20 protein-coding genes and 1 riboswitch are annotated in these 22,820 nt (G+C 73.4%); of the genes, 12 read left to right on the top strand and 8 right to left on the bottom strand.

All coding sequences use genetic code 11. The annotated features are described in order from the left end of the window. Positions 1 to 458: 458 nt before the first annotated feature. Positions 459 to 599, top strand: a riboswitch (cyclic di-AMP (ydaO/yuaA leader). A gap of 230 nt (positions 600 to 829) precedes the next feature. Continuing rightward, the gene (locus V6V16_RS20060) at positions 830 to 1,675 is read left to right on the top strand and encodes a C39 family peptidase (RefSeq protein ID WP_334564216.1); all 846 of its coding nucleotides are present in this window, start codon (positions 830 to 832) and stop codon (positions 1,673 to 1,675) included. Between the two features lie 105 nt (positions 1,676 to 1,780). After that, the gene (locus V6V16_RS20055) at positions 1,781 to 2,515 is read left to right on the top strand and encodes an alpha/beta fold hydrolase (RefSeq protein WP_334564214.1); all 735 of its coding nucleotides are present in this window, start codon (positions 1,781 to 1,783) and stop codon (positions 2,513 to 2,515) included. A 25-nt stretch (positions 2,516 to 2,540) separates the two neighbouring features. Here the strand turns inward: V6V16_RS20055 and V6V16_RS20050 are convergent, their stop codons facing one another. The 4 genes from V6V16_RS20050 to V6V16_RS20035 form a co-directional block, all read right to left on the bottom strand. Continuing rightward, complete coding sequence (locus V6V16_RS20050; RefSeq protein WP_334564212.1) at positions 2,541 to 4,262, bottom strand: CDP-glycerol glycerophosphotransferase family protein; 1,722 nt, start codon at positions 4,260 to 4,262, stop codon at positions 2,541 to 2,543. Positions 4,263 to 4,298: 36 nt separating this feature from the next. Beyond that, a complete protein-coding gene (locus tag V6V16_RS20045; RefSeq protein WP_334564211.1) occupies positions 4,299 to 5,801 on the bottom strand; it encodes a bifunctional cytidylyltransferase/SDR family oxidoreductase in 1,503 nt (500 codons plus the stop codon). 142 nt (positions 5,802 to 5,943) lie between these two features. Further along, positions 5,944 to 6,762, bottom strand: coding sequence for an ABC transporter ATP-binding protein (locus V6V16_RS20040; protein ID WP_334564210.1), 819 nt, complete (start codon positions 6,760 to 6,762; stop codon positions 5,944 to 5,946). Beyond that, the gene (locus tag V6V16_RS20035) at positions 6,755 to 7,651 is read right to left on the bottom strand and encodes an ABC transporter permease (protein ID WP_334564207.1); all 897 of its coding nucleotides are present in this window, start codon (positions 7,649 to 7,651) and stop codon (positions 6,755 to 6,757) included. Before V6V16_RS20035 ends, V6V16_RS20040 begins: the two co-directional genes overlap by 8 nt. A gap of 205 nt (positions 7,652 to 7,856) precedes the next feature. Between V6V16_RS20035 and V6V16_RS20030 the strand changes: the two genes are divergently transcribed. Continuing rightward, the gene (locus V6V16_RS20030) at positions 7,857 to 8,465 is read left to right on the top strand and encodes a TetR/AcrR family transcriptional regulator (protein WP_334564220.1); all 609 of its coding nucleotides are present in this window, start codon (positions 7,857 to 7,859) and stop codon (positions 8,463 to 8,465) included. 65 nt (positions 8,466 to 8,530) lie between these two features. On the opposite strand, the gene lhgO is transcribed toward V6V16_RS20030, so the two are convergent. Continuing rightward, a complete protein-coding gene (gene lhgO, locus V6V16_RS20025; protein ID WP_334564205.1) occupies positions 8,531 to 9,727 on the bottom strand; it encodes an L-2-hydroxyglutarate oxidase in 1,197 nt (398 codons plus the stop codon). 118 nt (positions 9,728 to 9,845) lie between these two features. Here lhgO and V6V16_RS20020 point away from each other — a divergent pair, with 118 nt between their 5' ends. The 4 genes from V6V16_RS20020 to V6V16_RS20005 are packed head-to-tail and all read left to right on the top strand — an operon-like array spanning position 9,846 to position 13,608. Next, complete coding sequence (locus tag V6V16_RS20020) at positions 9,846 to 10,985, top strand: DegT/DnrJ/EryC1/StrS family aminotransferase (protein WP_334564203.1); 1,140 nt, start codon at positions 9,846 to 9,848, stop codon at positions 10,983 to 10,985. 25 nt (positions 10,986 to 11,010) lie between these two features. Beyond that, positions 11,011 to 11,943, top strand: a complete 933-nt coding sequence (locus V6V16_RS20015) for an NAD-dependent epimerase/dehydratase family protein (RefSeq protein ID WP_334564201.1) — start codon at positions 11,011 to 11,013, stop codon at positions 11,941 to 11,943. After that, positions 11,940 to 12,407 (top strand): acyltransferase, encoded by a 468-nt coding sequence (locus V6V16_RS20010; RefSeq protein WP_334564199.1) that lies wholly within the window; start codon positions 11,940 to 11,942, stop codon positions 12,405 to 12,407. The genes V6V16_RS20015 and V6V16_RS20010 overlap by 4 nt, the downstream gene beginning before the upstream one ends. Before the next feature lie 13 nt (positions 12,408 to 12,420). Then, a complete protein-coding gene (locus tag V6V16_RS20005; protein WP_334564196.1) occupies positions 12,421 to 13,608 on the top strand; it encodes a glycosyltransferase family 4 protein in 1,188 nt (395 codons plus the stop codon). 73 nt (positions 13,609 to 13,681) lie between these two features. On the opposite strand, the gene V6V16_RS20000 is transcribed toward V6V16_RS20005, so the two are convergent. Then, the gene (locus V6V16_RS20000; protein WP_334564194.1) at positions 13,682 to 14,815 is read right to left on the bottom strand and encodes a lysylphosphatidylglycerol synthase transmembrane domain-containing protein; all 1,134 of its coding nucleotides are present in this window, start codon (positions 14,813 to 14,815) and stop codon (positions 13,682 to 13,684) included. A 206-nt stretch (positions 14,816 to 15,021) separates the two neighbouring features. On the opposite strand from V6V16_RS20000, the gene V6V16_RS19995 reads away from it, so the two are divergent. The 4 genes from V6V16_RS19995 (at position 15,022) to V6V16_RS19980 (ending at position 21,211) form a co-directional block, all read left to right on the top strand. After that, positions 15,022 to 16,122 (top strand): DegT/DnrJ/EryC1/StrS family aminotransferase, encoded by a 1,101-nt coding sequence (locus V6V16_RS19995; protein ID WP_334564192.1) that lies wholly within the window; start codon positions 15,022 to 15,024, stop codon positions 16,120 to 16,122. Beyond that, entirely contained in the window at positions 16,119 to 17,084 is a 966-nt protein-coding gene (locus V6V16_RS19990) for a Gfo/Idh/MocA family protein (protein WP_334564190.1), read from the top strand. Before V6V16_RS19995 ends, V6V16_RS19990 begins: the two co-directional genes overlap by 4 nt. Positions 17,085 to 17,123: 39 nt before the next feature. Then, positions 17,124 to 19,193, top strand: a complete 2,070-nt coding sequence (locus V6V16_RS19985) for a DUF6077 domain-containing protein (protein ID WP_334564188.1) — start codon at positions 17,124 to 17,126, stop codon at positions 19,191 to 19,193. 260 nt (positions 19,194 to 19,453) lie between these two features. Beyond that, a complete protein-coding gene (locus V6V16_RS19980) occupies positions 19,454 to 21,211 on the top strand; it encodes a CDP-glycerol glycerophosphotransferase family protein (RefSeq protein ID WP_334564186.1) in 1,758 nt (585 codons plus the stop codon). A 64-nt stretch (positions 21,212 to 21,275) separates the two neighbouring features. On the opposite strand, the gene V6V16_RS19975 is transcribed toward V6V16_RS19980, so the two are convergent. Both V6V16_RS19975 and V6V16_RS19970 read right to left on the bottom strand, forming a co-directional pair. Beyond that, on the bottom strand, positions 21,276 to 21,818 hold the full coding sequence (locus tag V6V16_RS19975; RefSeq protein WP_334564184.1) for an acyltransferase: 543 nt from the start codon (positions 21,816 to 21,818) through the stop codon (positions 21,276 to 21,278). A 164-nt stretch (positions 21,819 to 21,982) separates the two neighbouring features. After that, positions 21,983 to 22,321: a DUF952 domain-containing protein gene (locus tag V6V16_RS19970; RefSeq protein ID WP_334564182.1), complete on the bottom strand. Its 339-nt coding sequence runs from the start codon at positions 22,319 to 22,321 to the stop codon at positions 21,983 to 21,985. A 107-nt stretch (positions 22,322 to 22,428) separates the two neighbouring features. Here V6V16_RS19970 and V6V16_RS19965 point away from each other — a divergent pair, with 107 nt between their 5' ends. Further along, positions 22,429 to 22,740 (top strand): hypothetical protein, encoded by a 312-nt coding sequence (locus tag V6V16_RS19965; RefSeq protein ID WP_334564180.1) that lies wholly within the window; start codon positions 22,429 to 22,431, stop codon positions 22,738 to 22,740. Positions 22,741 to 22,820: the final 80 nt, after the last annotated feature.

The following is a 22,820-nucleotide window of genomic DNA, read 5'->3' as shown; positions in this document are numbered from 1 at the left end:
ACCCCACCCCACCCCCCACCCACCCCACCCCACCCACCCCGCCCCCCCCGCCCACCCTCCCCCCGCCCCGCATCCGGGCCGGCGATCTTGCACTTCGCGCCCGGATGAAAAGGACATCGGCGGCGTTCGGCGGGCGCGGAGTGCAAGATCGCGGGGGCGGGGAGGGTGGGGGCGGGGCGCGGGGCGGGTGACGCCCGTCACCGGGGCGGTGAAACCGGCATTCGGCGCGCCGGGGGCGGTTCTCCTGTGGCGGTGGTGGGCGTCTGCGTCCGGTCGTCCCGTTGTCGCCCTAAAGCTCTCCTGAATGCCGTCGTCCCATTGAGTCACGTCAGCTCACCGGTGCCCGCAAAATTGGTTCGCGAATCGAGGTTTGCGCAGGTGGGAGGGGGTTGGCAGGGCGCGAACCGACCAGTAATGTCGGCCCGTCCGGTGCGGTACCCGATCGCAGAAGGCGACGCCGCGCCGACCCGCCCAATCGTGAACGACGAGCCGGGGACCCAGTGCTTCATGGGGTGAATCCGCGGGCCCACGGCCCGCGGTAGGGCGTTCTTCCCGCCCGAATCCGTCAGCTAACCCGGTCGGCGGCATCGGAAGGAGTTCCATCCTCGTGCAGCACCAACCCATCCCACGGCTGTTCCGCCGTCTCCACGGCGCCACGGTGCCCGTGCTCGTCCGCCCGCGGGCCACGAGCTGACCCACCGGTCACCGTCCGTCGCCCGGCATCCCGGGCGACAACCCCTGAGTGGTCCACCGCCCGCCCGGACGCCCGTCCGCGCGGCCGGTCCGCCCTGCCCTCGGCGCGGACCGGCGGCCGCTCACCCCTGAGCCCGTGGAGGAAACCGTGAAGCACCACCTCAAGCGACAGCTGCGCCGACTCACGTCCGAGCGCCCCTACCAGCTGGCCGCCGCGTCGGCCGCGGCGCTCGTGCTGGCGTCGGGCACCGGCGCGCTGCTGACCGGCGCCGACGACGCCCCCGCCGCCGCGCAGGCCCCCAGCGCCGCGACCGAGCTGCGGGACGACACCGCCGCCTCCCGCGGCCAGACCCGGATCGCCGCCGCCCCGTCCACCGGCGCGCCGGCCGCGTCCAGCGCCGCCCCGTCCGCCAGCGCCACCCGCGTCGCCCCGGACCCGGACCTGACGCGCGAGCCGGAGCCGCGGAAGCCCCCGGCGTCCAAGATCCTGAAGTACGACCACCAGGTCCAGAGCACCTTCTACAACTGCGGTCCGGCCGCCGTCCGGCACGCCCTCAGCGCAGCCGGCGTCGCGCGCAGCCAGAGCGCCCTCGGCGCCCAGCTGGGCACCGACGAGATGGGCACCGACTCGGCCGAGGACACGACCCGCGTGCTGAACGCGACGGTGAAGGGCGACCCGTACCGGACCCGCATGATCCCCGGCGGCGCCGCGACCCCGGCCCAGATGGACCGGCTCCAGGCCGACGTGGTGGCGGCCGTCACCGACGGGCGGGGCGTCGTGGTGAACGTCGCCGGCAGCGTCACGGACACCGACGGCGGCTGGCACTCCTTCCCCGGCGGCCACTACATCGCCGTGGTCGGCTACCAGGACGAGGGACGGCTGGTGAAGATCGCCGACTCGGCGAACCCGGCGACCGCCTCGTACTGGGTCAGCACCATCGCGCTGGCGAACTGGGCCGCCACCCGCGGCTACTCCGCCTGAGCGGCGACCCCGTCGGGCGTCGACCCCCACCGGGGGTCGGCGCCCGATGTCGTGTCCGGGTCAGGGCCCTCGCCGGGGCGGCCGGCGGCTGGCACACTGCGCCCCATGGTCGATGAATCGGGTGGCCGGCGGGTCCTGCTGCTGCTGCACGGCATGGGCGCCACGGGCGACGTGTGGCTGCCCTGGGCGCCGCTGCTGGAGCGGCGCTGGGCGGGACGGTGGCTGGCACCGGACCTTGCCGGCCACGGCTGGGCGCCGCCGCTGCCGCGCTACTCGTACGCCGGGCTGGCCGCCCGGGTCGTCCCGGCGCTGACGGCCGGGGACCGGCTCGTCGTGCTGGGGCACTCCCTGGGCGGCGCGGTCGGGCTGGCGCTGGCCGCCCGGAGCGCCGGGCTGCCGGTCGACGCCGTCGTCGGGCTCGGCATCAAGGTCGTCTGGTCGGCGGCGGAGCTCGCCAGGGCGGGGGAGCTGGCCGCCCGGCCGGTGACCTGGTTCGCCGGCCGGGACGAGGCGGCCCGGCGATACCTGCGGGTGGCCGGCCTGACCGGGCTCCTCGCCCCGGACGACCCCGCGGTCGAGGCCGGGCTGCGGCAGGTCGACGGCCGCTGGCGGCTGGCGATGGACCCGGCCGCCTTCGGCGTCGGGGAGCCGGGACTGCCCGCACTGCTGGCGGCGACCGACGTGCCGGTGCTGCTGGCCCGCGGCGAACACGACCCCATGGTCACCGACGAGCAGCTCGCGCGGCTGGGCGTGCCGGTCGCCACGCTGCCCGGCCTGGGGCACAACGCCCACGTCGAGGCCCCCGAGGCGGTGCTGGCCCTCGTCGAGCCCTACCGCTGACCCGCCCGGCAGAGCGGCGGACCGGTCAGGTGGCGGGGGAGAGCGTCGCGTCGTCCGGGTCGACCGGCAGGTCCGCTCCGCCGCCGGCCCGCGGGGCCGGCGGGTTCCAGGCCCGGTCGAGCTCCCGCCGCGCGGCCTCCAGGAACGCCTCGGCGTACGTCTCGGCGGGGAAGTCGCCCAGGTAGCGGCTCCGGGTGGCCCACCGCGCCGAGGCCAGCGGGTCGGTCTCCAGCAGCGCCGTCAGCACCTCGTCCACGTTGGACATGTCGCGCCGCAGCACGTAGCCCGAGCCGGCCAGCGGGAACCGCCCGGTGAACCGGTCGCCCTCGCCGCCCATGTCCGTCACCGCGTACGGCTTGCCGGAGTAGAGGTAGTCGGAGATGACCCCGGAAACGTCGGAGACCAGCGCGTCCGAGCGGTTGACGCACTCGGTCAGGGTCAGCTCACGGCTCGCGGCGCCGAAGACGTGCCGCCGGCCGCTGCGGGACCGGTCCGCGGCGAGCAGCTCCGTGAGCCGGCCCAGCTGCCGCGCGGAGGCCGGGTTCTGCGAGGTGTACGGGTGCGCCCGCAGGATCACCGTCGCGCCCCGGGCCAGCAGCCCGCGCAGCAGCGCCTCGGCCACCGGCAGCGAGCAGTAGTCGGCGTCCGCGTGGTGGCCGGTCCAGGTCGGCGTGTAGAGCACCGTCGGGTCGGGCCGGCGCGCCGCCCGCGTACGCACCTCGATCGCCTCCACCTGCGGGCGGCCCACCACCACGAACTTCTCCGCGGGGATGTCGACCCCGGCGCGGGCGTACCGCTCGACGGCGGCCCGGCCGGCGACGAAGATCCGGTCGAAGATGGCGGAGACCGGGTTGGCGCTGGGGGCCTTGTCACTGTCGCCGTGGTGCAGCTGGACGTGGGTCAGCTGGGTGAAGCGGATGCAGTGGCTGTTCTTCGCGCCGTGGTTGACGTAGAACGCCACCCGCAGGCTCGGCACCAGCGCCTCGTCCATCGCCCGCAGCGTCGGGCAGTAGACCACCGGCGCCGTGGTGGCGGCCGCGACGGTGGAGAGGAACTCCGGCTCCCGCAGCATGACCAGGAACGGCCGGCCGATCCGCTCCAGGTACGGCAGCCACATGGTGACCTGGTACTCCGAGCCGGGCGGGGCGGAGAAGTAGAGCAGGAACTCGGGCTGGTGCCGGCGCAGCGCCCGGGACACCGGGGAGCCGCCGCTGCCCGGCCGGAACCGGCGCCGGGCCAGGTCCAGCCCGACCGCGCCGGCCCCGGCGGCGGCCAGCGCGGCGGCGGCCAGCGCGACCCCGGCGGGCAGGCTCGCGGCGGCGGCCAGCGCCAACAGGGCGAGCAGCACCGACAGCGCGTCGCCGAGGCGGGCGGCGACCAGCGGCGTCCAGGAGCGCACCGGCAGGTTGGCGGCCCGCAGCTCCAGCCCGCCGGCGTCGCGCAGCGGATTGACCAGCAGCACCAGCCCCAGCAGGACCAGCGCGGTCGCGGCCAGCGCCGGGTCGAACCCGGCGTCGAGGCGGCGGGCGTACCCGACGAGGACCGCCGCCGCGACCAGCACGGTCTCGGCCGCGTTGTCGGCGCCCGGGCGCACCCGCCGCTCCCAGGCGACCGCCGCGAGGGCCGCCACGGCCAGCCCGAGCCCCCAGCCGGTCGCGCCGGTCAGCGCGACGACGAGGAACGCCAGCACCGCCAGGCCGGTGGCCAGTACGCGGGCGAGCAGCTTCCGGACCAGGTCACCACGCATGTCGGCTCCGTTTCCCCGCCGTGCCCGAAACCCGCGTCAGCCGGCGCTGGCCGGGCTGGCGTCCCGCGTGGCCTGCCCCGGCACCGACGCGGCCGGCGCCTCGCCCGGCGCCCGGCGCACGTCGATGACCTGGCCGGTCAGCTCCGAGACGAGCACGTCCAGCGAGGCCTGGGCGACGGTTTCGGCGGCGAGCAGGGTGTGCTCCGGCTCCTCGCCGAACGCCTTGGTGCGCATCGGGGTCGCGGTCCGCTCGGGGTTGATGCAGTTGACCCGTACGCCGAACTCCGCCCACTCGTCGGAGAGCGCCTGGGTGAGGTTGACCAGGGCCGCCTTGGTGGAGGAGTAGAGCGCGTACTGGGCCCGCCCCCGGGTGTAGGAGCTGGAGGTGTAGAGCAGCAGCTGGCCCTTGGTCTGCTGGAGGTAGGGCAGCGACTGACGGGCGACGATGACCGGCCCGACGAAGTTGACCTGGAGCACCCGGTCCATCGTCTCCTGGTCCATCTCCGCGAGGGAGCCCTTCTCCAGGATGCCGGCGGTGACCACCACGTGGTCGATCCGGCCGGTGGCCTCGAAGGCGGTCTTCAGCGCGGCCTCGACGTCCTCGGCGCTCTCGACGTGGGTGCCGGTGCTGGAGCGGCTGAACGGGAAGACCTGCGCGCCGTAGCGGCGGGCCAACTCGGCCAGGTCGTGGCCGATGCCGTAGCTGCCGCCGAAGACCACGATGGTCCGGCCGGTCAGCTCCTCGGTGTAGCTGCGCTCGTCGGTGACCCGGGGCGCCTGCGCGGCGGCGAGCTGGAAGAGCTTGTCCGCCAGGTGCACGTCGACCGGGTGGGTGACCTTGATGTTCTCGTCGGAGCCGTCGATGACCTTGATCGGGGTGCCGGGCAGGTAGCGCAGCACGACGCCGCAGTCGTCGGTGGCGGCGAAGTTCGGGTCGCCCTCGGCGAGCCGGTAGGCCTCGCGGATGGTCCCGGAGCGGAACGCCTGCGGCGTCTGGCCCCGGCGCAGCGAGGAGCGCACCGGGATGTCGACGATGCAGTCGTCCTCGTCGACCTTGACGATCGTGTCGGCCGACGCGATGGCCACGTCGACCGCGGCGTAGCTCCAGAGCGCGTTCACGCACTCCCGGACGATCCGGCCGCTGACCAGGGGCCGCACCGCGTCGTGGAAGAGGATGTTGCAGTCGGCCTCGCCGACGGCGTCGAGCGCGATCCGGGTGGTGGCGTTGCGGGTGTCGCCGCCCTCGATCACCTTGGTGACCTTGCGGAAGCCGGCCTTGTCGACGATCTGCTGGGCGTCGGCGACGTGGCCGCTCGCCATCAGCACGACGATCTCGTCGATCTCCGGCGCCGCCTCGAAGACGGCCAGGGTGTGCTCGATGATCGGCTTACCGGCGATCTTCAGCAGCTGCTTGGGGATGCCGAGGCCCAGCCGGGTCCCGGTGCCGCCGGCCAGCACCACCGCCACCGTCCGCGAGGGCCGCCACGGCGCCGGGGTCTCCGGTGTGGCGTCCGGGCCAGTGGTGTGGTCCTGCGTCATTGCCGAATCCTCACTCTCGGGGTGCCTGAACAGAGGGTCGATCCGCCCGCGCGGCGGCCGGATGAACCTTAACGCGCGGACCGCGTCGCCCCAACGGGACGACGCGGCCGGCGCGGTGTCGATGCCGGCGTCGGCCGGCACTCTACTTGCCGTTGGCGAAGGCCTCGTAGGCCCGCAGCACCTCGTCGGTGGGACCGTCCATGCGCAGGACGCCCGACTCCAGCCAGATCGTCCGCTCGCAGGTGTCCCGGATCGAGGAGAGCTGGTGGCTGACGAGGAACACCGTGCCGGCGCTCTCCCGCAGCTCCCGCACCCGCTGCTCGCTGCGCTTGCGGAAGCCCTTGTCGCCGGTGGCGAGGGCCTCGTCGATCAGCAGCACGTCGTGCTTCTTGGCCGCCGCGATGGAGAAGCGCAGCCGGGCCGACATGCCGGAGGAGTAGGTGCGCATCGGCAGCGAGGCGAAGTCGCCCCGCTGGTTGATCCCGGAGAACTCGATGATCTCCGGGGTCTGCCGCTGCACCTCGGCCGGCCGCATCCCCATGGCCAGGCAGCCCAGCACCACGTTGCGCTCGCCGGAGAGGTCGTTGAGCAGGGCCGCGTTGACCCCGAGCAGCGAGGGCTGCCCCTGCGTGTAGACCGCGCCGCGGTTGACCGGCAGCAGCCCGGCGATCGCCCGCAGCATGGTCGACTTGCCCGAGCCGTTGCTGCCGATCAGCCCGATCGCCTCGCCCCGGTACGCGGTGAAGCTGACGCCCTTGACCGCGTGCACCTCCCGGATGTTCGGCGCCGAGCTGCGGCTGACGATCCGCTTGAGCGCGCCGACCGGGCCACCGCCCCCGCCCGCGCCCTTGTGCACCCGGTAGATCACGTGCGCGTCGTCCACCACCACGGTGGGGATCCGCTCCTGGATCCGGGGCAGCGTCACGGTCACGTCGTTGGACGACTCGAACTGCTCAACCACGGCCGTACTCCTGTTCGCCCCGCCAGAAGTAGATGAAACCCCCGACGCCCATCACGATCGCCCAGCCCGCCGCCGCCAGCCAGAGCTGGAGCAGGGAGGAGCTGAGCAGCGGCGCCTGCTCCAGCAGCGCCACCCGGGCCAGCTCGATGTAGACCAGGGCCGGGTTGAACTCGACCAGCCGGGAGGCCCAGGCCGGCAACTGCTCCTCGAAGAGCGCCACGCTGTAGAGCACCCCGGAGCCGTACATCCAGGTGCGCAGCACGAAGGGCATGACCTGCTTGAGGTCGGCCAGCTTCGCGCCCATCCGGGCCACCGTCATGGTGAGCCCGGCGTTGAAGACCGTCTGGAGCAGGATCGCCGGCAGCAGCAGCAGCCAGGCCGGGGTGATCGGCTCCCCGGTCGCCAGCACGATCGCGACGAGCACCACCATCGAGCCGAGCAACTGCTGGAACTGGGTGACCGTGACGGCCAGCGGCAGGCAGGCCCGGGGGAAGTGCAGCGCCCGGATCAGACCCAGGTTGCCCGTGATGGACTGGGTGCCGTTCTGCACCGCCGTCTGGGTGAAGTTGAAGATGAACAGCCCGGTGCAGAGGTAGGCGATGAAGTTCGGGATGCTGTCCTGCTTCAGCACCACGCCGAAGATGAGGTAGTAGACCGCCGCGTTGGTCAGCGGGGTGAGCACCTGCCACAGCTGCCCGAGCCGGGCGTTGCTGAACGACGCGACCAGCTTGGCGTTGGCGTACGCGGCGATGAAGTGCCGGTAGCGCCAGAGCCGCCGGGTGTACTCGCCCAGGGACGGCCGTTCGCCGGCGAACCGTAGCCCGTACCGGGCGGCCAGCTGCGCCTGGGAGAGGCCGGAGTCGGGGTCGGCCAGCGCGGTGTTGGCCATGGGATGGGCGCTCCGATCTTTCGTGACGACGGATGGGGCGCGACGATGGAACCAAGCGTGGAGCGCCGCCTCGCCGCTGCGTGGACAGTAGTCCGAAACACGTCGGGACGCAACCGTACCGTCGTTGCGCTACATTGTTCCTCGTGACAGCCGAGACGAGCTCCAGGTGACGACCGGAAAGAGGCGGGCGCCGGCCGGCGCGGCGGTGCTGCGCGACGACATCACCACGGCCATCCGCCGGGCGCTGATGCAGGAACTCGCGGCGGTCGGCTACGGCCGGCTCTCCATCGAGGCGGTGGCCCGGCGGGCCGGGGTCAGCAAGACCGCCATCTACCGGCGCTGGAACTCGAAGCTCGACCTGGTGCTGGAGATCGTCGCCGCGGCGGCGACGGGCAAGCTGCCCGCGCTGGACACCGGGACGCTCCGCGGCGACCTCGAACTGCTCTTCCAGGCCGTGGCGCACGCGCTGCGGCACCCGCTGGCCTCGCAGATCATCCCCGACCTGCTCGCCGAGGCCGCCCGCAACCCGACCATCGACCAGACGCTGCAGAAGGTGCTGCGTGCCCGGCAGCAGGAGATCGGCGGCCGGCTGATCGGCCGCGCCGTGCAGCGCGGCGAGCTGCCGCCCGGCACCGATGCCGACGCGGCCGTCGACCTGATCGTCGGCCCGCTCTACTGGCGGCTGGCGATCGCCCGGACCCCGCTCACCGACGCCTACCTCGACACGCTGGTGGAGGCGGTGGCCACCGGGCTGGGCGTGGGCGGCGGCGTGCCCCGGCCCCGCGACGCGGCGGTGCGGCCCCGACCCGCCTGACCGCTCCGGCCCCGACACCGGTGCGGCCGCGCCACCCGCGCGGTCGGCAGGCCCGCCCGGTCGGCTCAGCGCGGGGCGTCGACCGGCAGCCGGGAGACGATGTGCCGGGCGATCTCCAGCGAGCTGGTCGCGGCGGGGGAGGGCGCGTTGAGCACGTGCACCTGCCGCTCCGCCTCGACGATCAGGAAGTCGTCCACCAGGCCGCCGTCGGGCAGGATCGCCTGCGCGCGTACGCCGGCGCCCGCCCGGACGATGTCCGCCGGGGTCAGCTCCGGCACCAGCCGGGCCAGGCTGGCCGCGAACCGCTTCTTCGACAGCGACCGGCTCACCTCGGTCAGCCCGTACCGGTAGTGCCGGCGCCCCAGCGCCCACAGCCCCCGGTAGGTCAGCTCGTCCCAGACGTCGCGGGGGCTGAACCGGCCCCAGGAGTAGCCCTCCCGGGCGGTCGCCAGCACCGCGTTCGGGCCGGCGTGCACGCTGCCGTCGATCATCTTGGTGAGGTGCACCCCGAGGAACGGGAACTGCGGGTCCGGCACCGGGTAGATGAGCCCCCGCACCAGGCCCTGCCGCTGCGGCACCAGCTCGTAGTACTCGCCCCGGAACGGCACGATCCGCACCGGCGTGGGCACGCCGGCCAGCCGGGAGATCCGGTCGGCGTGCAGGCCGGCGCAGTTGATCAGGACGTCCGCGACCACCTCGCCCCTGGTGGTGCCGACCAGCACCCCGTCCGGCCGGTTCGTCACGCCGGTGACCTCGGTACCGGTGCGCAGCTCCGCCCCGCCCGCGGCGAGCAGTTCGGCGAGCTTGCGGCAGACCGCCCCGAAGTCGACGATGCCGGTCGAGGCGACGTGCAGCGCGCCGACGGCGGCCACGTGCGGCTCGTGCTCGGCCGCCTCGGCGCCATCGATCAACCGCACCGGCAGGCCGTTGGCCAGCGCGCGCTGGTGCAGGTCGTGCAGCCTCGGCAGCTCCGCGGCGTCGGTGGCCACGATCAGCTTCCCGCAGATGTCGTACGCGAGCCCGTGCCGCTCGCAGAACTCGACCATGGAGGCGCTGCCGGCCCGGCACAGGGTCGCCTTCAGGCTGCCCGGCTTGTAGTAGACGCCGGCGTGGATGACGCCCGAGTTGTGGCCCGTCTGGTGGGCCGCCCAACCGGCCTCCTTCTCCAGCACGGTGACCTGGTCTGCGGGTCGGTCGGTCATCAGACGGTGGGCCACCGCGAGCCCGACGATGCCGCCACCCACCACTACGAACCTGGTCATCTCATCTCCCCTGCCGACGCCGCGACCGATGGTAACCAAGCCCACCCGGCGTGCCCGAGTCGCGGAAGGCCCCTCCGGTTGGCCTAGACTGCTCCGGGTCCATCTCTCTGGGAGTCTCATGTCTGAGGTCATCGCGCTCGGTCAGCCCACGGTCGGCGAGGCGGAGCTCGCCGCGATCGCCGAGGTCTTCGCCTCCGGCTGGCTCGCTGGTTCCGGGCCCACCTGTCGTCGTTTCGAGGAGCGCTTCGCCGTCGTCACCGGCACCGGGCACGCGCTCGCCACCAGCAACTGCGGGTCCGCCCTGCACCTCGCGCTGCTCACCCTGGGCGTCAAGCCGGGCGACGAGGTGATCGTCGGTGACTACACCTTCCCCGCCACGGGGCACTCGGTGATGTGGACCGGCGCCAAGCCGGTCTTCGCCGACGTGCGGCCGGACACCTGGACCGTCGACCCGGCCGCCGTGGAGGCCGCCGTCACCCCCCGTACCGTCGGCATCATCGCCGTCGACGCGTTCGGGCAGCCGGCGGACTACGACGAGCTGCGGGCCGTCGCCGACCGGCACGGGCTGTTCCTGGTCGAGGACGCCGCCTGCTCCGCCGGCGCCACCTACAAGGGCCGGCCCGCCGGCAGCCTGGCCGACGTCGCCACCTTCAGCTTCCACGGCCGCAAGGGCATCACCGCCGGCGAGGGCGGCGCCTACGTCACCAACCGCGAGGACCTCGCCGCGCACGCCCGCAAGCTGCACACTTACGGGGTGGAGGGGGCGCTCACCCGCGCCGAGCTGTCGCACCTGCCGATCCCGACCTTCACCGAGCTGGGCTACAACTACCGGCTCTCGGACATCTCCGCGGCGATCATGCTCGCCCAGCTCGACCGGCTGCCGGAGCTGCTGGCCGCCAAGCGCCGCACCGCGGCCCGCTACGGCGAGCTGCTCAAGGACCACGAGCTGATCACCACCCCGTACGAGGCGCCCGACCGCGAGCACCCCTGGCAGTCGTACGTCGTCACGCTCGCCCCGTCGGTCGACCGGGGCGCGGTGGCGCTGGCGCTGCGCCAGCGCGGGGTGCAGTGCACGTTCGGCACGTACGCCTCGCACGTCCAGCCGCTCTACGGCCAGAGCGCGCCCTGCCCGGTCTCGGCGGACCTGTTCGCCCGGCACCTGGCCATCCCGATGCACGCCAACCTCACCGACGACCAGGTCGAGACCGTCGCGGCCGCGCTGATCGACGTCGTCGCCACCGCGGCCTCCGGCCGCTGATCCCCCAGGAAGGACACGCTCCGCCATGTCGAAGCAGACCGTCTTCATCACCGGAGGCGCGGGTTTCATCGGCCTGCACGTGGTGCCGATGCTGTTGGAGAAGGGCTACCGCGTCCGCATCTTCGACAACATGTTCCGCGGTGACCGGGACCGCGTCGCGGAGCTGGTGGCGACCGGCGACGTCGAGCTGATCGACCAGGACGTCCGCTACGGCGGCGCCGTGCACGCGGCCATGAAGGGCTGCGAGTACGTGATCCACCTCGCCGCGGTCTCGATCAACAAGAGCCAGGCCGACCCGTACGAGTCGATCGACATCAACATGGTCGGCAACCACAACGTCTTCGCCGCCGCCGCCGACCACGGCGTCAAGCGGCTGGTCTTCGCGTCGTCGGCCTCGGTCTACGGCGACCCGGAGAAGCTGCCGATGCACGAGGACGACCGGCTCGACCCGCTGACCCCGTACTGCATCTCCAAGCGGGCCGGCGAGGACCTGCTCGGCTTCTACCAGCGCAGCAAGGGCCTCGACTGGATCGCGCTGCGGTTCTTCAACGTCTACGGCCCGGGCCAGAAGCCGACCGCCTACTACACGTCCGTGATCAACCACTTCGTCAAGCGGTTGAAGAACGGCGAGCCGCCGGTCATCGACGGCAAGGGCGAGCAGTCGATGGACTTCATCCACGTGCACGACATCGCCCGCTCCGTGGTCGCCGCGATGGAGGCCGAGCAGGGCAACGTGCCGGTCAACATCGGCACCGGCATCGACACCTCGATCGCCACCCTCGCCGAGATCCTGATCAAGGCGGTCGGCGTGGACGTGCAGCCGCAGTTCAACCCGCGCGAGGTGCTGGTGAGCCGGCGTGCCGCCGACGTCACCAGGGCCCGCGAGGTGCTCGGCTGGGAACCCACCATCGCCGTCGAGGACGGGATGACCGACCTCATCAAGACCGAGGTCGCGTGACCCAGGCGCCGTCCGCCGGGGGCCCGTCGTCGCACGGGCTCCCGGCGAACCCGTACAACCCGCACGCGTGGGTGATCGGCGAGCCGGTCGTCGGCGCCGGCACCTGGATCGGCGCGTTCACCGTCATCGACGGCTCCGGCGGGCTGACCATCGGCGCCGGCTGCGACATCAGCTGCGGCGCGCAGATCTACACCCACTCCACCGCGCGGCGTTGCGTGTCGGGGCGTGCCTATGCTTCGGTGGACCGGGCGCCGGTGGTGATCGGCGACCGGGTGTTCATCGGAGCGAACGCGACCGTGATGATGGGCGTGAGCATCGGTGACGGCGCGGTCGTCGGCGCGGGCGCCGTGGTCACCAGGGACGTGCCACCGGGGGCGGTCGTGACGGGGGTCCCGGCCCGGGTGGTCTCCACAGTCGAGTTGGACGGCGGCGATGTCCGGTTCGTCCCCGTAGCGGAGAGCTAGGAGCACCCCTCCAGTGCGTATCGCAGTCGTCAACAACTTCTTCCCGCCGCGCGCGGGCGGAAGCTCGCACCTGTCCGAGTCGCTGGCCAAGGGCTACGCCGCCGAGGGACACGAGGTGCTGGTGCTCACGGCCGCCTACCAGGACGCCCCGGAGGTCGAGCAGCGCGACGGCCTCCGGATCGTCCGGCTGCCGGCGTGGATGCTGCCGCAGACCCGGCTGGCCGTGAGTTTCGACATCTCGTTCACCAGCCGGCCCACCCTGCTGCGGCGGGTCCGCAAGCTGCTCGACGAGTTCCGGCCGGACGCCATCCACCAGCACGGCCAGTTCTTCGACCTGACCTGGGCGACCGCGCTCTACGCGCGCAAGCGCGGCGTACCGGCGCTGCTCTCCATCCACACCCGGCTGGAGAACCCGCAGGCCCGCTACGCGAAGGTGTTCCGCGGGCTGGACGCCACCATGGTCAAGCCGTTCATGTGGCGGTCCAAGCCACGGCTCGTGGTGATGGACGTGCTCATGCAGGAGTACATCGAGTCCCGCTACCGGGGCGCGCACTCCGGCCTGGTGCCGATCCCGGTCGGCGTCGACCCGGACTGGGTGGTCGGCGGCAACGGCCAGCGGGTCCGCGAGCGGCACGACCTGGGCACCTCGCCGGTGATCCTCTCCGTCGGGCACGTGATCCCGCTGCGCGACCGCGTGGCGCTGGTCGAGGCGCTGCCCGAGGTGCTGGCCCGGGTGCCGGACGCGAAGCTGCTCGTCTGCGGTCAGATCTACTACGGGGTGTTCGCCGAGCGCGCCCGCGCGCTCGGCGTCGAGCACGCCGTCGTCACGGCCGGCAAGGTGCCCAAGAGCGAGATCCCCGACTACCTGGCCGCCGCCACCGTGGAGTCGCACGAGCAGGGGCTCGGCCTCGGCACGGCGACCCTGGAGGCGATGGCGGCGGGGGTGCCGGTGGTGGCGCCGGCGCGGGCCGACAACTTCCCCGGCATCTCGCTGCGCGACGGCGAGAACGTGCTGCTCTGCCGCCCGGGCGACGTCCGGGGCCTGGCCGAGCGACTGATCGCCGCGCTGACCGACCCGGCCCTGGCCAAGCAGATCGGGGTCAACGGCCAGGCGCTGATCCGGGAGCGGTTCAGCCTCGACCGGGTGCTGCACCGGCACCTGGAGGTGCTCACCGAGATGGTGGCCGCCCGCCGCCGCTGACCGTACGCGATGACGCCGGTGCCCCCGACCAGAACTGGTCGGGGGCACCGGCGTACGTGCGGTTGCGGCGCCCTCAGCGGGTGGTCGCCGCCGCGGGGGAGGGCTCGGTGGCGGAGCGCGGCGCGGGCACCTGCTCGGCGGCCACCGGCGCCGCGGGCGTCGCGTCGGCGGCGGGGGTCCCACCCGACCGGCGCAGCTGACGCACCCCGGACAGGGCGGCGATGCCGGCGGCGAGCAGGTCCGCCACCGTGAAGATCAGCCGGGAGGCCAGCGCGATCCCCGTCGCCGCCCCCAGGCCACCGGCGTCCGCGAGGAAGGGCGCCATGGTGGCGACCAGCACGGCCTCGCGCACACCGAGCCCGGAGGGGGAGAGGAAGGCGAACATCCCCACGGTCATCGCGATGGCGAACGAGCCGATGCTGCGCAGCAGGCCGCCGAGCCCGGGGGCGGCCTGGGCGTTGGCCAGCAGCCACAGGTGCACGCCGAACAGGGTGTAGCCGAGGGCACTCCAGCCGACCACGCGCAGCACGCCGGAGAGCGTCAGCCGGTGCTGCAGCGGCGGCCGGCGCAGCACCTTGAGCACGAGCTGGATCAGCCGGGTCAGCACCGCCGGGATCGCGCAGACCAGGGCGATCGGGAACAGCACGGCGACGATGTAGAGCGCCACCCGCACCGACTCGGCGTACTCGGCCCCGGTCTCGGCGGTCGCGTCCAGCAGCGAGGGCAGGCTGAGCAGGCCCACGCCGAGCGCGGCGACCACGCCGAGACCCAGCGCGACGAGCGTGGCCAGGAAGGCCCGCGCGCGGGGCAGGCCGGCCCGCCGGGCCAGCTCCATCTGCAGGACGTACGCCCACACGCTGCCGGGAATGTACTTGCCGAGCTGCCCGACCATGCAGATCCGCAGGGCGGCGGGGACGGACACCCGGTGTTCCAGGTCCGTCGCGGCGGCCCGCCACGCCATCGAGTTGGCGAACATCCCGGCGAGCACCGCCAGCACGGCGAGCACCACCGAGGGCCACGCGAGGTCGAGCCAGGTCTGCCGGACGTCCGGCCACTGACTGACCACGCTCCAGGTCATGCCCGCCGCGATCGCCGCGATCACCAGGACGCGTACGCCCAGCGAGAGCCATCGGGTCGGCCCCTTCGCGGCACCGGCCTCCCCGGCCGGTGCGGTCACCGTCTCGACCTGCGTCGCGGTCTCTGCCACGGCCGTCCTGCCTCTGCGTCGCCCCGGACCCCGTCGGGGTCGCCTGCACAATTCGCCGAGACTAGCGCAGCGTGGCGTTTACCACGAACCCACCCGGACGGCGAGTCGGGCGTGTGCCGACTCTCGGGGCGGCGGTCCAGATGTGCCTCGTCACTGCCGCGCTGCTACGGTCTGCAACGCTGCCCCAAACCCCAAGGAGAGCTCCTGTGATCCCGATTTCCGTCGTCAAGCTGGACGAGGCGGCCGAACGGTTGGCGGTCGAGGTGATCCGTTCGGGCGTCATCGCGCAGGGACCGATGGTGGCCCGCCTGGAGCGCGAGTTCGCCGATCTGGTCGGCGTCGAGCACGCGGTGGCCGTCAACAACGGCACGACCGCGCTCGTGGCCGCGCTCCAGGTGCTCGACCTTGAGCCGGGCGACGAGGTCGTGACCAGCCCCTTCACCTTCGTCGCGACGCTGAACGCGATCCTGGAGGCCGGCGCGACGGCCCGGTTCGCCGACATCCGCGAGGACGACTTCTGCGTCGACCCGGAGGCGCTCGCCGCCGCCGTCGGCCCGCGCACCCGGGTGCTCATGCCGGTCCACCTCTACGGCCAGCCCGCCGACATGGACGCCATCGCCCCGCTGGCGCAGCGGCACGGCCTCGGCCTGGTCGAGGACACCGCGCAGTCCCTGGGGGCGACGGTCTCCGGGCGCGGCGCCGGCAGCTTCGGGCTCGGCACCTTCTCCCTCTACGCGACGAAGAACCTCACCACCGGTGAGGGCGGCATGATCACCACCAACGACGCCGGCCTCGCCGACCGCCTGCGCGTGCTGCGCAACCAGGGCATGCGGCAGCGCTACCAGTACGAGGTGGCCGGGCACAACTACCGGCTCACCGACCTGCAGGCCGCGCTCGGCATCCCGCAGATCGCCGCGTACGGCGAGAACGTCAAGCGCCGCAAGGACAACGCCGCCCGGCTCTCCGCCGGCCTGGCCGACGTCCCGGGGCTGCGCCTGCCGGTCGAGCTGCCCGGCCGCTCGCACGTCTGGCACCAGTACACGGTGCTGGTCACCGACGAGGCCCCGGTGGGTCGGGACGAGGTGATCGCCCGGCTGACCGAGCGCGGGGTGGGCTGCGGCATCTACTACCCGAAGACGGTCTACGACTACGACTGCTACCGGGACCACCCCCGGGTCGTCGCCGACCCGGCGCCGGTGGCCGAGCGCGTCGTGCGGCAGTGCGTCTCGCTGCCGGTGCACCACCACCTCGGCGACAGTGACCTCGACCAGGTGGTCGAGGCCGTCCGGGCGGCGGTGGGCGCGTGACCGCCAAGCTGCGTTTCGCCCTGGTCGGCACCGGGGTGATGGGCTCGCTGCACGCCCGCGTGATCGCCCAGTCCGACCGGGCCGAGCTGGCCCGGGTGATCGAGCCCCGGCGCTCCGTCGGCCAGCAGATCGCCGAGCGGTACGGCGCGGCCTGGGCCCCGGACGCCGAGGACCTCTCCGACGTCGACGCCGTGGTGATCGCCGCGCCGACGGAGTTCCACCACGGCCTCGCCGGGCAGGTGCTCGCCGCGGGGAAGCCACTGCTGATCGAGAAGCCGGTCTGCGGCAGCCTCGCCGAGACCGAGGAGATCGTCGCCAGCTCCGAGAAGCGTGGCGTGCCGCTGCTGTGCGGGCTGCTGGAGCGCTTCAACCCGGCGGTGCTGACCGCCCTCGCCCTGGTCGACCGCCCGGTGCACCTGACCGCCACCCGGCACTCGCCGTACGCGCCGCGGATCCGTACCGGGGTCGCCTGGGACCTGCTCATCCACGACGTCGACCTGGCGATCCAGGCGTTCGGCGGGGAGGAGCCGGTGGCCGTACGGGGGACCTTCGGGCACTTCCACCCGGATTCGCTCAGCGAGGCCGAGGACGTGGCGGAGACCGTGCTCAGCTTCGGCAGCGGCGCGCTGGCCAACGTCTCGGCCAGCCGGATCGGGCAGCGCAAGGTCCGCACGCTGGTGATCAGCGAGGTGGACCGGCTGGTCGAGGCGGACCTGATCCGCAAGCACGTGACCATCTACCGGCACGTCTCCTCGGACGCGGCCACCCCCGACGGGCGCGGCTACCGGCAGCAGACCATCATCGAGGTGCCCGAGCTGCTCACCAACCGGGAGCCGCTCGTGGCGCAGCTCGACCACTTCCTCGACATCGTCACCGGTCGGGCCGACATGGACGTCGAGCGGCGGCGGATCCTGCCCGCGCACCGGGCGGTCGCCCGCGTCTTCGAGGACCACCAGCGCTGACCCCCACCTTTCCGTACGAGACGAGAGCAAGGACGTCCGGTGTCGAAGGTCGGAAATTCCGCCGTGGCGGAGGCTGAGTCGGACGCGGTGCGGCCGCGCGCGCCGCGGCGGGGCGCGGCCGCGTGGCTGGGCGCCCTCGTGGTGGCGGCACCCCGGGTGCTCACCGACGCGGGCGTGATCGCCTTCGCCCTCTTCACGGTGATCTACCACGTCGCGTTCCTGTTCCACCTCAGACCGTCGGTGATCTTCCTGATCTGGTTGGTCGGCTGCGTGCTGCTCGGCGGCCTCGCGGTGACGCGCGCGCTTCGCCGCCGCCGGGCCGCGACGCCGGACGAGGCGGTGCCCGGGGCGACCGGCGATCCGGAGGCCGGGCCGTCGCGCCGCTGGTTGCTGGTGGCGGTCGTGGCGGGCGCCGGTGCGGCGGTCACGGCCAGCGTCGCCCGCGGGATGCCCTGGTGGGTGCCGGCCGCGCTCGGTCTGGTCGCCTCCGTCACGGCCGCCCTGCTGGCCCGGCGACGCTGGCTGACCGGCGCCGGCGCGGACGCACCGGCCACCGGCGTCGGCCAGGCCGGCTACGCGCTGGTCATCTCGGCGCTGGTGGCGGTCTCGTCGTTCTTCATGGCCCGCAACTCCAAGGACGACGTCTTCTACGTCGGCAAGTCCGTCTGGGTGGCCGAGCGCGACGACATCCCGCTGCGGGACTTCCTCTTCACCGAGGGGGTCGCCCCGGCGCTGACCACCCAACCGCCGATCTCCTCGATCGAGGTCTTCGCCGGCGCGCTCGGGCGCTTCCTCGGCGTGCACGCCGCCTCCGCCACCTGGTACGTGCTGCTGCCCGTACTCGCGGTGCTGGCCGTGCTCGCCCTCTGGCGGCTGGTGCACCGCTGGGCCCCGCGCCGCCCGGTGCTCGCCTTCACCGTCGCCGTCGTCTACCTGTACCTGGTGGTCGGTTCGGACGCCGCGTTGGGCACTTTCCACCTGCCTCGGCTCTACGAGGGCAAGGGGATGTTCGTCTCCGCCGTCGTTCCGCTGATGTGGGTGTACCTCACCGACTGGTTCGAGTCGCGGTCGCGGTGGCGGCTCTTCCTCGTCGTGGCGCTCTCGATCGTCGCCACCGGGCTGAGTTCCACGTCGGCGATCATCCTGCCGATCCTGGTCGGGGCCGCGGGCGCGGCCATGCTCCTGGTCGGGCGGTGGCGGGAGGCGGTCCTCGCGTTCGTCGCCGCCACGGCGTACCCGCTCGCCTCGGTGGTGGTGTCGCGGATCGCGCTCGGCCCGGTCACACAGGCCGGCGGGGAGACCCAGTTCTTCGACGCCGAGGGCACCTACCGGCGGACGCTGCTGATCGGTGTGCTGGGCGTGATCGGCGGGCTCGCCCTCTGGTGCGCCCCGCTGCTGGTCCGGCGGCGGACCCCGCGGTTGCTCGCGGCGGGAGCCGCGGTGACGATGAGCGTGCTCCTGGTGCCTGGCGTGCTCGAACTGCTCGGTGACCTGAGCGGGGTGTCCGCCGTGCTGTGGCGGGTGCCCTGGATCCTCGCCCTCCCCGGGCTCATCGGCATCCTGTGCACAGCGGCGCTGCCCGGTGGCCGCCGGGTGATCAACGGCCTGGTCGGCGCGGCGACGGCGGCCGCGCTGGTGGCGTCGTTCGCGGTCTGGGGCGTGCCCATGTGGTCGACCGGGAGCTTCGTCGAGGTGCGTCCCCACCCGATCTGGAAGCTGCCCCAGCAGCGCCAGAAGATCGTCTTTTGGATGCAGGGGCTGGAGCGTCCGCCGGGGCTGTTGCTCGCGCCCTCGACGCTGATGCGGATCACGCCGATCATCACGACCCGGATGCGGGTGGTGATGCCGCGTGACGGCTACCTCATCGAGTACGACCAGAGTTCCGACTTCGTCCAGGACCGGCTGAAGCTGGCCGCGCTCGCCGACGGCCGTCCCGACCTGGCCCCCCTGGCGGAGTTGGCGGCGGCGGTGGACCGGTTGGACGTCACCACCATCTGCGTCTACTCGGGCAACCGGGCGGCGCGGGAGATCGCGGTGGAGCTCGGGTTCCAGGAGTTCGCGGCGCGGCCCGCGCCGGGGGCGGTGCGCTGCTTCCGCCAGCCCGGCTGATCCGGTGCCGCCCGCGCCGCCGCCTCCGGAGGCGGCCGGGCGGCCCGGACGGATGGCGCCGACGGTGATCACACTATCGTGCGGTTCATCACCTGCTGTACCGCTCGATACCCGAACGGCACCTTCCAACCCGCTCGCGTTAAGGTTCTGGCGAGCGGGACCGAAATGACAAATCACGCGGCCGTCGGCCACCGGCGTGCTGTGGCGACGCCGCCGCCCATCGCGTACGGCGCGTCGTCGACTCGTAGGGGAGCTAGTCCTTGTTCGGCAAGTTGATGGGACCGGCGGGAGTCGCCGCCCGCGGCGCGTTGCTGTTGGTGGCCTACCTGGTGATGCTCGCCGGTGGCGTGTTCGGCTGGATCGGCGTCTTCTCCGTCGCCGGGCTCGCCGCCCTCGCCGGTGAGTACGCCCTCGCCCGCTGGTCGCCCGCCACGCACACGCTGCTGGAGAAGGTCGGGCTGCGCGGCGACTACCGCCAGCTCGCCCGCGACCTCGCGATCGTCCTGCTGGTGGTGGCGACGGTCCGTCCCGGCGCGGCGGAGCTCAGCCTGATCCTGCTGCTGCCCTCGGCGGTGTGGCTGATCTCGGTCTTCGCCGGCGCGCTCGCCACGATGATCGAGCGCCGCAACCCCCAGTCGGCGCTGGTCCGCAACATCGAGCTGGGCCCCATGCGCGCGGCGCCCCGCCCGCCCGAGTGGGCCTCCTGGCTGGCCGGCGACCGGCTGGCCCTGGTCAACGTGGTGCTGGCGCCGGCCGCGGTCTTCGCGGCGGTGCTCGACAACCCCGCGCCGGTGCTCGGCGCCGGGGTGGTGGCGGTGCTCGCCGCCGCGCTGGTCGGCGGGCTCGTCGCGCTGACCTGGCTGCGCGGCCGGGGAATGGGCCAGAGCCCACTGCTGCCCGCGGTGCAGCGCTGGCTGGACGGATACCGCCCCGAGGTGGCCCTCTACTTCGCCGGCCCGGCCAAGGACGTCTACCAGGCGAACATGTGGCTGGCCCCGACCGAGGCGCTCGACCAGCGCGCGGTGGTGCTGCTGCGCAGCAAGGAGGCGTTCCTCGAACTCGCCGACACCCGGCTGCCGGTGATCTGCGTGCCGGCCGGGGTCGACTTCATGAACCTGGAACTCGGCAGCGTGCGGGCGGCGCTCTACGCGGCGAACGTCGGGGCGAACATCCACATGCTGCGCGAGCCGGGCACGAAGCACGTCTTCGTCGGGCACGGCGACAGCGACAAGCAGGCCAGCGTCAACCCCTACAGCAAGGTGTACGACGAGGTGTGGGTCGCCGGCCTCGCCGGCCGCGAACGGTACGCCCGCGCCGGGGTCGGCGTGCTCGACTCCGACATCGTCCAGATCGGCCGCCCGCAGCTCGCGGGCGTGCACACCTTCGGCGCGGAGTCGGTGGACCGGCCGTTCACCGTGCTCTACGCGCCCACCTGGGAGGGGTGGCTGGACGACGACCCGTACCACACCTCGCTGGTGCTGATGGGGGAGCGGATCGTGCGGGGCCTGCTGGCCACCGTGCCCGCCGTCCGGCTCATCTACAAGCCGCACCCGCTGACCGGCTCGCGCGCCAAGGAGGCCAGGGCGGTGCACGAGCGGATCGTGGAGCGGATCCGCGCCGCCGGTGGCGACCCCGACGCGAGCTCGCTGGACGGTACGCGGCACCTCGTGGTCACCGGCCGCACGCCGGCCCTGTTCGACTGCTTCAACCAGACCGACCTGCTGATCAGCGACGTGTCCAGTGTGGTCTCCGACTTCGTGCAGAGCCAGCGGCCGTACGTGGTGGCCAACCCGGGCGGCCTGCCGGAGGACGAGTTCCGCCGGGACTACCCCACCTCGCGCGGCGCGTACCTGCTCTCCCGGGACTGCGGCGAGCTGAAGAAGATCGTGGCGGTGACCCGGGCCGGCGACGACCCGATGACCGACGCCCGGCGGGAGCTGAAGACCTACCTGCTCGGCCCGGCCGAGGAGAACCCGATGGAGCGGTTCCGGGAGGAGATCGGGCGGCTCTGCCGCTGAGCGGACCGAACGCGACGGCGGTGGACGGGGGAGCGCCCGTCCACCGCCGTCGTGCGTCGAGGGGTCAGCCCCGCCGCGGCGGGCTGTCCACGTCGCGGGAGACGACCTCGCCGCGCTCGTCGACCCAGCCCTTGGGCCGCGCCGGGTTGCCCGCCACGAGCTGGTACGGCGCGACGTCCCTGGTCACCACGGAACCCGCCGCGATCATCGCGTACTCGCCCACCTCGATGCCGCAGACCAGGGTCGCGTTCGCGCCGATCGAGGCACCCCGGCGGACCACGGTCGGGGTGATCTTCCAGTCGGGGTTCTGGGCGCGGGGCCGGAAGTCGTTGGTGAAGACCGCGCACGGGCCGACGAACACCTCGTCCTCCAGGGTCACGCCCTGGTAGACGGAGACGTTGTTCTGGATCTTCACCAGGTCGCCGACGATGACGCCGGCGTCGACGTAGACGTTGCGGCCGATGACGCAGCCGGCACCCACCTGCGCGGACGACCGGATGTGGGCCAGGTGCCAGACCTTCGTGCCGTCGCCGACCCGGGCACCCTCCTCGACGTCGGCCGTCGGGTGGACGAAGACCGAGGGGGACGGGGAACTGCTGTCAGTCATCCTTCAACTCGCTTGGGTCGCAGGGCGCGCCGGGCGCCGTCGGTGACCCGCGTCCGGCGTACGCCGCGAGCGGCGGCCGCCGCGCGGATCCGGGCTGCCGCGCCGGCCCCGGGCACGGAGAGTGGGGCCGGGGCGCGCGGACTCGGCGTAGCATAGCGACCGGCTCAGCCCAGCAGCGCCGCCACCGCGTCGGCGACCGGCGCGTCCGCCGGCAGCGCCTCGGCGGCCACCACCGCCGGCACCGGCAGCGGCCCGTAGAGGTGCGGAAAGAGCGCCCCGCCGCGCGAGGGCTCCCAGCGCAGCGCGTCGCCCAGCCGTGCCGGGTCGACGGTGAGCAGGGTGAGCCCGGTGGCCCCGGTGAAGACCCGCCGGGCCGTCTCGACCACCTGGTCGGGCCCGGAGAGGTGGATGAACCCCGACTGCACGTCCATGGCGGTGCCGGCGAAGTGCCCGGCGGCGCGGGCGTCGTCCCACTCGACGGTCGTCAGCAGCTTGTAGATCACCCCGGCAGCCTACGCACGCCCGGCCCCGGTTTTCCGTCGTACCGGCCCGCCCGCCTCCCCCGGCCCGGCATGCTCGACGGTGGGCGCGGTCGCGGGAGGGCGGGACGATGGAGAGCTACGACGACGACTGGACCGACGGTCAGCGGGCGCTGTACGACGAGTGCCACCGGGCCGGCGGCGAGTGGGCCGGCGACCCGGACACCCCGACCGAGGAGGTGCAGCACGTGATCGACCTCGGCCAGGCCGACGACGACAGCCGCGCGGACGCCGAGACCGACTATCCGCCCCTGGTCGACGCGGTCACCGCGGCCACCGGCGAGAACCTCACCAGCGTGCCGGCGAGCCACCACGACCCCGGCTTCCGGGGCTTCGTCGACGGCGTCCGGGACGCCACGGCCGACGAGGTCTTCGGCCTCTGAGCCCGGTCGCCCGGGCGCCCGGGACGGGGCGGCCCGGGACCGGCCTCCCGCAGCGGGGCGGCTTCTGCCACCATTCGGGG

Origin of the sequence: Micromonospora sp. CPCC 205561 (assembly GCF_036906775.1) — a bacterium.
In the GTDB taxonomy this organism is placed as follows: Bacteria; Actinomycetota; Actinomycetes; order Mycobacteriales; family Micromonosporaceae; genus Micromonospora.
The sequence above is the reverse complement of the archived record's forward strand: the minus strand, read 5'-3'. Positions and strand labels throughout refer to the sequence as shown.